At 63.0% G+C, this 8,912-nt stretch carries 18 protein-coding genes; 9 read left to right on the forward strand and 9 right to left on the reverse strand.

The window, feature by feature from the left end; genetic code table 11:
• Window positions 1-86: 86 nt before the first annotated feature.
• From MRBLMD1_RS18880 to MRBLMD1_RS18920, 9 genes are all read right to left on the reverse strand, one after another.
• Complete coding sequence (locus MRBLMD1_RS18880) at window positions 87-215, reverse strand: hypothetical protein (RefSeq protein ID WP_364402547.1); 129 nt, start codon at window positions 213-215, stop codon at window positions 87-89.
• Entirely contained in the window at window positions 212-565 is a 354-nt protein-coding gene (locus tag MRBLMD1_RS18885) for a hypothetical protein (protein WP_364402550.1), read from the reverse strand. Before MRBLMD1_RS18885 ends, MRBLMD1_RS18880 begins: the two co-directional genes overlap by 4 nt.
• Before the next feature lie 123 nt (window positions 566-688).
• Entirely contained in the window at window positions 689-904 is a 216-nt protein-coding gene (locus tag MRBLMD1_RS18890; RefSeq protein ID WP_364402552.1) for a hypothetical protein, read from the reverse strand.
• Entirely contained in the window at window positions 901-1,077 is a 177-nt protein-coding gene (locus MRBLMD1_RS18895; RefSeq protein ID WP_364402555.1) for a helix-turn-helix domain-containing protein, read from the reverse strand. Before MRBLMD1_RS18895 ends, MRBLMD1_RS18890 begins: the two co-directional genes overlap by 4 nt.
• A gap of 19 nt (window positions 1,078-1,096) precedes the next feature.
• Window positions 1,097-1,390, reverse strand: a complete 294-nt coding sequence (locus MRBLMD1_RS18900; RefSeq protein WP_364402558.1) for a hypothetical protein — start codon at window positions 1,388-1,390, stop codon at window positions 1,097-1,099.
• A complete protein-coding gene (locus MRBLMD1_RS18905; RefSeq protein WP_364402561.1) occupies window positions 1,383-1,877 on the reverse strand; it encodes a hypothetical protein in 495 nt (164 codons plus the stop codon). The genes MRBLMD1_RS18900 and MRBLMD1_RS18905 overlap by 8 nt, the downstream gene beginning before the upstream one ends.
• A complete protein-coding gene (locus MRBLMD1_RS18910; RefSeq protein ID WP_364402564.1) occupies window positions 1,874-2,389 on the reverse strand; it encodes an HAD domain-containing protein in 516 nt (171 codons plus the stop codon). Before MRBLMD1_RS18910 ends, MRBLMD1_RS18905 begins: the two co-directional genes overlap by 4 nt.
• A complete protein-coding gene (locus tag MRBLMD1_RS18915; protein WP_364402566.1) occupies window positions 2,386-2,565 on the reverse strand; it encodes a hypothetical protein in 180 nt (59 codons plus the stop codon). Before MRBLMD1_RS18915 ends, MRBLMD1_RS18910 begins: the two co-directional genes overlap by 4 nt.
• 21 nt (window positions 2,566-2,586) lie before the next feature.
• Window positions 2,587-2,862 (reverse strand): helix-turn-helix transcriptional regulator, encoded by a 276-nt coding sequence (locus MRBLMD1_RS18920; RefSeq protein WP_364402569.1) that lies wholly within the window; start codon window positions 2,860-2,862, stop codon window positions 2,587-2,589.
• A gap of 266 nt (window positions 2,863-3,128) precedes the next feature.
• On the opposite strand from MRBLMD1_RS18920, the gene MRBLMD1_RS18925 reads away from it, so the two are divergent.
• The 9 genes from MRBLMD1_RS18925 (at window position 3,129) to MRBLMD1_RS18965 (ending at window position 8,870) form a co-directional block, all read left to right on the forward strand.
• Window positions 3,129-3,599: a hypothetical protein gene (locus MRBLMD1_RS18925; RefSeq protein ID WP_364402571.1), complete on the forward strand. Its 471-nt coding sequence runs from the start codon at window positions 3,129-3,131 to the stop codon at window positions 3,597-3,599.
• A gap of 8 nt (window positions 3,600-3,607) precedes the next feature.
• Window positions 3,608-3,979, forward strand: coding sequence for a hypothetical protein (locus MRBLMD1_RS18930; protein ID WP_364402574.1), 372 nt, complete (start codon window positions 3,608-3,610; stop codon window positions 3,977-3,979).
• A gap of 34 nt (window positions 3,980-4,013) precedes the next feature.
• A complete protein-coding gene (locus MRBLMD1_RS18935) occupies window positions 4,014-4,388 on the forward strand; it encodes a hypothetical protein (RefSeq protein WP_364402577.1) in 375 nt (124 codons plus the stop codon).
• A gap of 37 nt (window positions 4,389-4,425) precedes the next feature.
• A complete protein-coding gene (locus MRBLMD1_RS18940) occupies window positions 4,426-4,827 on the forward strand; it encodes an ImmA/IrrE family metallo-endopeptidase (RefSeq protein ID WP_364402580.1) in 402 nt (133 codons plus the stop codon).
• Complete coding sequence (locus MRBLMD1_RS18945) at window positions 4,811-5,056, forward strand: DUF3263 domain-containing protein (RefSeq protein WP_364402583.1); 246 nt, start codon at window positions 4,811-4,813, stop codon at window positions 5,054-5,056. The genes MRBLMD1_RS18940 and MRBLMD1_RS18945 overlap by 17 nt, the downstream gene beginning before the upstream one ends.
• The gene (locus MRBLMD1_RS18950; protein WP_364402585.1) at window positions 5,056-6,210 is read left to right on the forward strand and encodes a tyrosine-type recombinase/integrase; all 1,155 of its coding nucleotides are present in this window, start codon (window positions 5,056-5,058) and stop codon (window positions 6,208-6,210) included. The genes MRBLMD1_RS18945 and MRBLMD1_RS18950 overlap by 1 nt, the downstream gene beginning before the upstream one ends.
• A 92-nt stretch (window positions 6,211-6,302) precedes the next feature.
• On the forward strand, window positions 6,303-6,836 hold the full coding sequence (locus MRBLMD1_RS18955; protein ID WP_201302415.1) for a TspO/MBR family protein: 534 nt from the start codon (window positions 6,303-6,305) through the stop codon (window positions 6,834-6,836).
• Window positions 6,837-7,106: 270 nt separating this feature from the next.
• The gene (locus MRBLMD1_RS18960) at window positions 7,107-8,585 is read left to right on the forward strand and encodes a glyceraldehyde-3-phosphate dehydrogenase (RefSeq protein WP_159631766.1); all 1,479 of its coding nucleotides are present in this window, start codon (window positions 7,107-7,109) and stop codon (window positions 8,583-8,585) included.
• Window positions 8,586-8,660: 75 nt separating this feature from the next.
• Window positions 8,661-8,870 carry a hypothetical protein gene (locus MRBLMD1_RS18965; RefSeq protein ID WP_159631767.1) on the forward strand — a complete coding sequence of 70 codons (210 nt, stop codon included), beginning with the start codon at window positions 8,661-8,663 and terminating at the stop codon, window positions 8,868-8,870.
• The last annotated feature ends 42 nt before the right edge of the window (window positions 8,871-8,912 follow it).

The raw sequence follows: 8,912 nt of genomic DNA on the forward strand, positions 1-8,912 counted from the left end.
CGATGTCGTCGCACTGGCAGTTGGTGCAGGAGTGCTGGCCGCAGTTGGGGCAGACGGCGTGGCCGCGGCAGTAGCAGTTCATGGGGTTAGATCCCGAAGAAGTCGCCGAGGACGGCGAAGAAGAGGACCAGGGAGAAGAGGAATGCGATCCCGGCGAGGGAGCCGAAGACGATTTCGCCGCGTGCCGTGAGGCGGATCGGTTGCCGGCGGCTCATGCTGCCAGCTCCATGTGGTCCTTGAAGCGGGCGACGACGTCGTCGATCGCTTCGCTGAGTTGGCCTTCGAAGTACGCCATGGCTGATTCCTGGTCGCCGGGCTGCTCGATCATGTTGTGGTAGCCGCGTTCAACTGTTGCTAGTTCGTCCAGCGAATCTAAAGCGTAGTTGACGGCAGCAGTGTTTGGCATGATGCCGAGCAGGTGTGCGATGCGGACGGCGAGTCGTTCCTCATCCTGGGTGTCGGGGCCGTTGCCTTCGTGGTGGGTGACGATGAGGTCCCTGGCGACTTTGGTGGCCTGATCCTTGGTGAACCAGTACGGGGTGCTGATAACATTGGTGGCGTTCATCGAAGCGATTCCTTTTCGTGGGTTTCGGTGGGCTGAGGTCCGTGGGTTGCAGCCTGCGGGCCTCTTTTGTTGATGCCCTAACTCTAACTGCTACTAGCGACAGAAACAAGTACAACTTGTTTTTTATGCAACTCGAAGAGGCGGCTTGTCCTTCAGCTGATACGCCCACTGCACGGACGAACCCAACACCTCAGCGACCTCCGGGCCCCGGGCGCCGGCATCAAACGCAGCCCGCACCGCTTCACGCTTCCGGTCCTGCGCCGCAGCCGCGGCCGTCTCCGCCAGTACCGCTGCCTCATGGGCTTCGGTGAGCTCCTGCAATGCCTGGTCCTTCTTCACTGGTTACTCCTCGTCTTCTGGTAGTAGTCGATCGCTTTGGGCGGGATCCGCCACGGGCTGGTCTTGCCCCCGGTCTTGTACGCTCCCCGGAGCGCCTGAGTCTGGCAGTGCTTCTTCACGGTCTGCTGCGGCTCCGCGAGCATCACCGCGACCTCCGGGACCGTGTAAGCCATACGGGGCAGCTCGGCCGTCCTAGGGGCGGGCATTCGGCACACCCCTCCACGCATACAGGTGGCCGCCATGCCGGGACTTCCGCGGGCTCGACGCGTAGTCGGCCTTCTTGATCAGGCCCCGCTTCTTCGCCGTCTGGAACAGGCCACCCCACTGGTTGTGATGGCGGGGCTCGGGCAGCCCGCGCTCACGCAAAGTATCCGCCGTGAACGTCATGCCCGACTTGGCCAGGTCCTCAATCTTCTCCAGCGCCTGCTCCTTCCAAGGCACCTCCGGCTCCAGCACGGCGGCCGGGCCCGTGAATATCTCAAACATCAGCCTTCGCCTCCACTGGTTCTGTGCATTCAAGGCACTCACTTTCCTTGCCCTCGATGCGGTGGACCCGCAGCCACTTCTGCCCAGGGATCTCTTCGTCGTGGTCGTGGTGGTCCGGCTCAGGCCCGCAAGGGTAGGGCTTGATGAGTTCGGGCTTCACGCCATAGTGCACGGCGCGTTCATAGATCCACTCGCCGGATTCGTCCATGCGCTGCTCGGCCCAGTCCCACGCTTCCTGCCCCGTGAGCCCCTGCTGCATCGCGTCTGCCATTAGGGCGATCTGGCGGGCGTCCAGCACTTGAGCGGTGCGGGCCCCACGGAGCTGGATATCAGTGTCGAACCAGCCCGTGCCTTGGACATCGAACCCAATAGCGCGTGCGAACAGGTAGGGGAGTTCGACTTCCAACGGGCGGACCTCCCACTCGTTGCCGTGCGGGTAGAGCTCATGGGCGTAGCAGCGCTTTGTCCGGCGGTTCTCCTCGCTCACGCTGCCACCTCCACGGGGACTACGGCGGCCTTGATCTGGTCTACATGCTCAGTGGTCAGGCCCTCCCGCATCTTCGGGGTGATGCCAGTACCTTCGGGCCGGGTAGCCAACCACTCAAGTGCCGGTAGCTCGGCAGCGAGGTCGTCGTCGATCCAGAAGAACTTGTCCGGCGCGGTGGCTTCGACGTCGGCGCGGATGGCTTCGAGCTTCCACCAGCCTTCTCCGTGCCACGCGTCCTGGTCACCGGTGAGCACTGGCCATTCCTTGCCATTGATGCCGAGTGCGGGGCTGAGGTCTTCGGCTGCGTCTCGCTCCCAGGTGGTGAGCCACTTGATGGTGACGTCGTCACGGTTGGCCAGTTCGTTGAGTGCATCGACCAGGGCCGGCGCGTACATGATGGGGAAGCTGTTGACCTTGCGGCGGGCGTACTCGCCCCAGCCAGTCGTGGTGGGGACGTGCTTTGTGACCGCGTTGATCACACCGTCGACGTCCAAATAGATCGTGGTGGTCATTCGTTTTCCGTTTCTGTGGGTGTGGTGAGGGTCCAGCCCATGAGGGTTTCCAACTCGAGTAGTGCATTGTGAAGTTCGTCCGCGGTGGCCATGCCGGCGCCGTTGTCCTCGATCAGGTCGCGGAGCTTCTGCGTGCGGGCGGGGGCGGCGGTGTGGGTTTGAGTGGCTGAGACCATGGGCTGGGTTTCCTTCTGTTGTTATGCCGCTGCTGCGACGGGGTGACGCTTGGAGCCTGCTGCGTTTGTCATTCGCGGCACGCGTGTGTCCTCGTGCTTGATGAAGAGTTCGTCTACGTCGCGCTTGAGCCACTTACTGATCTGCGTTGCCAGATCCTCTGAGCAGCGAGTCATGGTCCCGGTTTCGAGAGCTGAGATTGCCGCCTGGGTGCATTTGCAGAGCTGGGCCAACTGGCGTTGTGAGTAACCTTCGCGCTCACGGCGCTTTTTCAAGACGGCCGTGCTGATGGGCTTCATAAAGACCTCCCCCCGGAGTCGTGTTCTTGGCCGCCTGACTGCGCGGCGCTTGTTATCTGTCTTGGCGGTGGTGCTGCCTCGTTGGTACGTGTACATCTAACTACCTTTCTCGTTTCCCTGACAAGTGAAGTTTGCACCAATCATCTTTTACTTGTCAACAGTCCTGCTCGTTTCTCCCGCCATTACTGGGCTTCAGACGTTTTACTTGTATTTGAGAAAGTTGAGGACGCTCGTACAAGTAGTACAACTAGGGCAAGGATTGAGCCATGCACAAAAGACCCAAGACGTTGAAGGACGTAGCCCAGGCTGCATCCGACAACAACGGCGGCGCTGGGGGGCGCCAACTGGGCCGAATCGCAGAGAAGGCAGGACTAACGATCGCCTACACAACGATCGACAAAATCCTCGCCGGCACCTACACATCGCGACCAGGAAAGAAAACCCTTGAAGCACTCGCCCAGCTCTCCGGCTTACCACTAGCAGTTGTTTACGAGGCAGCCCAAATGGAACTCCCACAAGCAAGGCTCGCTGATCAACTGCCGCCCGACGTCGACTCACTCACCCCGGAACAACGAAAGATAGTGATCGATCTCGCACGGCTCTTCGTCAAGCAGAACCGCCAATACCAAGAACTCGAATCCAAGACCACCACCGAGGACGCGCAAGACGACTACCGTCTCGCCGCCCGCGAAGCAGACCAACACATCGGGCTCGACCAGCTGCCCGAAGAAAACTAGGGGGACTCATGAAGAAAGCGATCACGCTCACGGTCTTATCCGGCGTGCTCCTGGCCGGCTGCTCAGGGCCAGCCAAGGACGCCGAGTACAAGAACATCAACGACCTCGGCAAAGCCTACGAACAGGCAGTCGGGGACGGGATGAAGTGCTCCGAGAACAAGAACAAGATCGATGACTACGGATGGGTGCAGACCACCTGCGGCCCGACCGGGATCATCATGATGTTCACCTCTGACGCGAAGCGCGAAGAGATCAAGCAGAAGAACCCGCTCGAATCCGGGCGCCGCTGGATCCAGGGCAAGAACTGGCTCGTCGAAGCGGACCAATTCCAAGCCGAGAAAGCGCAGAAGTCGCTTGGCGGCGAACTCCTCTCTAGCTAGACCCCTCAACTACTCATCCAAAGGAAACCCACTAATGTCCGAAGGCAAAGCAGTCCGCGGCCTCATCGCCTCCCGCCGCGGCGACCGTAACAACGCCGAACTCTCCCGAGACTGCGGCGGCATCCCCACCCAGTCCCGCCTGCAGCAGCTCGCCAACAACCCCATCAAGGTCTTCCCGGATCCCGACACCATCCGCGGCCTCGCACGCGGCCTGAACGTCACCATCGAGCAAGTCATCAGCGCCTGCGCGTCCGACCTCAACCTCCCCATGGGAGCACCGGACGACTCGGCGCTCGTCCTCGGCGGCGCCCGCTACCTCCCCGAGACCTCCCAGCAGATCCTGGTCAGCCTCTCCCGCGAAATGCAGCGCCTCCACGATACCGCCACAACCACCGGCAAGGGCGACTAAACCCCGTTGTCAGTGCCGGCCACTAAGTTCTTGCCCTATGGGGTACGAACGGATGGCCGAAGAAATGGGCGTAAGGATTATCTACAAACGCCCGCCTAACGGCTGGTGGGGTGCATGGGATCCTGACCGCCGACGTATCCTCCTCCACCCCGATCTGGGGCACATACAGCGCCGCTCCACCGCCTGGCACGAACTCGGCCACGCCCATTACGAGCACGTAGGGTGTAACCCGAAGCAGGAGCTACAGGCCCGCCAGTGGGCGGCCCGTCACCTAATCCGCACGCAAGCGTTCATCGACGCTGCCCGGATCACGGACGACCTCATCAGCATCGCGCACCGTCTCCAAGTCATGCCCGACGACGTCCGGGCGTGGGAGAGATCCCTGACCCTCGACGAGCTCATCCACATAAGGAAGGAAATCAATGGACACCCTGACTGACCGCGACAAGGGCATCCTCAAACTTGCCGTCGCGCCCTACAAGTACCCGGCCGCCCGTGAACGCCAAGCCACCGAAGAGTTCGGCCTCTCGCCCGTGAACTTCTGGCAGGAAGTCAACCGCCTGACCGACCATCCCGCCGCGTACCGGTGGGACCCGCAAACCGTGAACCTCCTCTTCCGCCGCCGGATCCACCGGGACCGGCCGCGCCTCGCCTCCAGGATCCTCTGATGGCCCGCGTCGAAGACCTCTGGGTCCGGAAGGACAAGACCCGCACCCCCGTCTACGGGAAGGGCATGCGGTACCGGGCAGAGTGGACACCCCTCGGTCAGAACAAGCAGCGCAAGAGCTTCGCCACCAAGGCCGCGGCCATGGCGTTCCTCGCAGAGCAGGTCTCCGGGATGAATCGCGGCACCTACGTCGCCAGCCGGCAGAAGGTCCTGTTCGCCGACTATGCGGATAAGTGGCGCCGGAACCAGCTGCAGCACCGCCCGTCCTCCAAGGAGCAGGTGGAGGGCAAGCTCCGGCTGTACATCATCCCAACGCTCGGTGGCCGGGCGCTGGACTCGATAAACCGTGCCGACATCCAGGAAGCAGTGGGGGAGTGGTGCGACTCCCTGGCACCATCATCGGTGAAGGTTACGTACGGTTACGTCTCCGCGATCTTCAAAGCCGCGGTCCTCGACGGCGTCATTGCCAAGAGCCCCTGCATCGGGATCAAGCTCCCACCCGTGGAGGACGTTCCCGTCGTCCCGCTCCGCACCGAGGTGGTGCAGCTGCTGGCCGAGCGGATCTACAAGCCGTTCCGGCCCATGGTGGTCTTCTGCGCCGCGACCGGGCTGCGCTCCTCCGAGCTGCGCGGCCTGACCTGGGACCGTGTGGACTTCGACACCTCCATGATCACCATCGACAGGCAACTCACTTCCGTGAACTCGACAGACCCTCTGTGGGGTCCGCTCAAGACGCCGTCGAGCCGCCGGAACATCCACGTCGGCAGCCACTCACTGCAGCTGCTGAAGACGCTGCGAGAGCAGCCAGCCGGACCCGGCGGCCTGGTGTTCCACGCGGAGGGGCTCATCATCATCAGGAAGTCCGCCAGCCAGGTGTGGCGCTCAGCCCGGGAGCGCGTCCCGGGCCTGGGCGGAGTGGGCACCGGCTGGCACCAGCTCCGGCACTACCACGCGTCCCAGCTGATCGCCGGGGGCATGTCACCGGTGGCCGTGGCCCACAGGCTGGGGCACAAGGACGCGACCGAAACGCTCCGCACTTATGCCCACCTGTGGCCCGATGATGACACTAAGGCGGCGGCCATCACGGACGGGGGAGTGACGATGGATTTGGAGGCATTTGCCCATGAATTGCCCACAGGTGGGGAAGTTGCCTAGTGCTGGCGCGGATTTGTACAGAACCCGGCGTATCGGCTGTCCCATCCTTAAACCGCGTTTGACCACGGGCTATGCGTCGGGGATCCTGAACCGTGCCCGTAATTCCTGAAACCCGTCCCGCACCCGCAGCGGGCATTCCCGGCGTCCGTTCACAGGGTGTTGCCCTCGCCGGTTTCCTGGCCCTTTCCGCGCTGGCCTGGGTACTCGCCTCAGTTCCCATCATCCTTAACTCCAACGGCTGGTACGCGGGCTCGCTGAAAGCTCCGTGGATGCCGCCGTCGTGGATGTTCCGCACCACCTGGATGGTGCTCTATGCCGGCGTGGCGGCAGCGGCCTGGCTGGTCTGGCGCAAAGGGCGCCTGTCCGGGGGCACCCTTGCCGGCTATGTGGGGCAACTGCTGCTCAACACTGCGTGGCCGGTGACGTTCTTCGCGATGTATCCCATGCTTGGAGTGGTGGCCCTGTGGGCAGCCTTTGCTGTCATCTGCGCGCTGACCGCAACCCTGGCGTTCCTGATCCTGCGCTTCGGACCGGTGGACGCCACCGCCGGGTACCTGGTGCTGCCGTACTTTTCCTGGCTCGTGTTCTCCGCCAGCCTGAACCTGTACTCTGCCATCCACAACTGAAGGCAGGCAGTTTGCGTGGTGCGGTCCGCCCGGGCGTGTGAGTGATTTCACGCAGCCCGAGCGTGTTCCGTGGACTGTGCCAAATTAGAATGGATTCCGGACGCAGGAGTTCTACCGCCGAAAGTTGCGTCCGCAACCGGCGGTTTTTCTTTGCACGCGATCCAGGCGCCTGGGGACCATCCCCTGCGGGCGCCGGTGCCCCTGGACATCATCAGGTGGCCTACATCTGTGTACGACGACGTACACGGCTGAACCGAGGAAGGTATTTCTGTGAGCCAGACGTCTGATTCTTGTCTTGATACGTGGATGGGCCGGGAGGCCCTCGCCGAGGCCATGATCCCGGTGATCGGCAGGCTATACCGCGAAAACAACGTGGTGACCAGCATCCATGGCCGGAGCCTGATCAACAAGTCCACCATGAACATCCTCAAGGCGCACCGCTTCGCGCGCCGGATGAGCAAGGACGAACTGCTCCTGGAGGACACGGCGCCCCTGCTGAACACGCTGGCCGGACTCGAACTGGGTGCCGCCGCGATCGACATCGCCCGCCTGAACCAGAAGTTCAAGGAAGAAGGCAACGGCGCCACGCTGGAGGAATTCCTCCGCGAAGAGCTCGCCGAAATCGTGGGCAAGCGGGGCGGCGATGACCGCACCAGCACCGACGTCGTGCTCTATGGCTTTGGCCGCATCGGCCGCCTCCTGGCCCGCCTCCTCATCGAAAAGGCCGGCGGTGGCCACGGCCTGCGCCTGCGCGCCATCGTGGTACGCCGCGGATCCGACAACGACCTCTCCAAGCGGGCCAGCCTGCTGCGGCGCGACTCCGTCCACGGGTCCTTCGAAGGCACCATCCGGATCGACGAGGCGGCCAACACCATCACTGCCAACGGTGTCCAGATCCAGGTCATCTACTCGAACGACCCCGCCACCATCGACTACACCGCCTACGGCATCAACAACGCCCTGGTGGTGGACAACACCGGCCGCTGGCGCGACGCCGAAGGCCTGTCCCAGCACCTGCAGAGCAAGGGCGTCGCGCGGGTCCTGCTGACCGCGCCGGGCAAGGGTGAACTGAAGAACATCGTCCACGGCATCAACCACCGGGACATCACCGACTCGGACAAGATCGTTTCCGCGGCGTCCTGCACCACCAACGCCATTACCCCGGTCCTGAAGGCCATCAACGACAAGTTCGGCGTGGTCCACGGCCACGTGGAAACCGTCCACTCCTTCACCAACGACCAGAACCTGATCGACAACTTCCACAAGGGCGACCGCCGCGGCCGTTCCGCTGCGCTGAACATGGTCATCACCGAAACCGGTGCGGCCAAGGCAGTGGCGAAGGCCCTGCCCGAACTCCTGGGCAAGCTCACCGGCAGCTCCATCCGGGTCCCCACCCCGGACGTTTCGCTGGCCATCCTGAACCTCACCCTTGAAAACGGCACCACCAAGGACGAGGTCAACAACTACCTGCGTGAAATGTCGCTCCACTCGGACCTGCGCAAGCAGATCGACTACATCGACTCGCCCGAGGTTGTCTCCACCGACTTCGTCGGATCCCGCCGCGCCGGGATCGTGGACGGCCTGGCGACCGTGTCCACGGACAAGAACCTGGTCCTCTACGTCTGGTACGACAACGAGTTCGGTTACAGCTGCCAGGTGGTCCGCGTCATGGAAGAGATGGCAGGCGTGAACCCGCCGTCCTTCCCTGCCAAGGAAAGCGCTGCCGCCCTGGCCGCGATCGCCGTCTAGCCACATCCGCCCGCGTCCTGCGAATTCCCGGCTGATTCTCTGGAATCAGCCGGGAAACGGGACCACACTGGTGGCATGGACAACGAATCGACACTTCAGCACGAAACCACCCTCGAGCACGCACTGGACGTGGCCAAAGCCAACCATAAGGAAGCCGTGCGGCTCCTGGAACGCGCCCGTGCCGCCCAAAGGACCGGCGACGTCACCGACGAGCGGGTGCGCCAGCTCGAGGACCTGCTGTCCATCGCGGAAGAAGACCTGCGTAGGGTCACCAGGGAACAATAACCCGGCGGCCACCACCGGGCGCTGTGACCCATCACTCGTCCT

This window comes from Pseudarthrobacter sp. LMD1-1-1.1 (assembly GCF_040676255.1).
In the GTDB taxonomy this organism is placed as follows: domain Bacteria; phylum Actinomycetota; class Actinomycetes; order Actinomycetales; family Micrococcaceae; genus Arthrobacter.

What these genes read in the sequence shown, in the direction of transcription:
- MRBLMD1_RS18925 (WP_364402571.1), top strand. Translation starts at nt 3,129, where the DNA reads ATGCACAAAAGACCCAAGACGTTGAAGGACGTAGCCCAGGCTGCATCC.
- MRBLMD1_RS18965 (WP_159631767.1), top strand. Translation starts at nt 8,661, where the DNA reads ATGGACAACGAATCGACACTTCAGCACGAAACCACCCTCGAGCACGCA.
- MRBLMD1_RS18885 (WP_364402550.1), bottom strand. Translation starts at nt 565, where the DNA reads ATGAACGCCACCAATGTTATCAGCACCCCGTACTGGTTCACCAAGGAT.
- MRBLMD1_RS18895 (WP_364402555.1), bottom strand. Translation starts at nt 1,077, where the DNA reads ATGGCTTACACGGTCCCGGAGGTCGCGGTGATGCTCGCGGAGCCGCAG.
- MRBLMD1_RS18950 (WP_364402585.1), top strand. Translation starts at nt 5,056, where the DNA reads ATGGCCCGCGTCGAAGACCTCTGGGTCCGGAAGGACAAGACCCGCACC.
- MRBLMD1_RS18900 (WP_364402558.1), bottom strand. Translation starts at nt 1,390, where the DNA reads ATGTTTGAGATATTCACGGGCCCGGCCGCCGTGCTGGAGCCGGAGGTG.
- MRBLMD1_RS18915 (WP_364402566.1), bottom strand. Translation starts at nt 2,565, where the DNA reads ATGGTCTCAGCCACTCAAACCCACACCGCCGCCCCCGCCCGCACGCAG.
- MRBLMD1_RS18930 (WP_364402574.1), top strand. Translation starts at nt 3,608, where the DNA reads ATGAAGAAAGCGATCACGCTCACGGTCTTATCCGGCGTGCTCCTGGCC.
- MRBLMD1_RS18935 (WP_364402577.1), top strand. Translation starts at nt 4,014, where the DNA reads ATGTCCGAAGGCAAAGCAGTCCGCGGCCTCATCGCCTCCCGCCGCGGC.
- MRBLMD1_RS18945 (WP_364402583.1), top strand. Translation starts at nt 4,811, where the DNA reads ATGGACACCCTGACTGACCGCGACAAGGGCATCCTCAAACTTGCCGTC.
- MRBLMD1_RS18880 (WP_364402547.1), bottom strand. Translation starts at nt 215, where the DNA reads ATGAGCCGCCGGCAACCGATCCGCCTCACGGCACGCGGCGAAATCGTC.
- MRBLMD1_RS18910 (WP_364402564.1), bottom strand. Translation starts at nt 2,389, where the DNA reads ATGACCACCACGATCTATTTGGACGTCGACGGTGTGATCAACGCGGTC.
- MRBLMD1_RS18940 (WP_364402580.1), top strand. Translation starts at nt 4,426, where the DNA reads ATGGGGTACGAACGGATGGCCGAAGAAATGGGCGTAAGGATTATCTAC.
- MRBLMD1_RS18920 (WP_364402569.1), bottom strand. Translation starts at nt 2,862, where the DNA reads ATGAAGCCCATCAGCACGGCCGTCTTGAAAAAGCGCCGTGAGCGCGAA.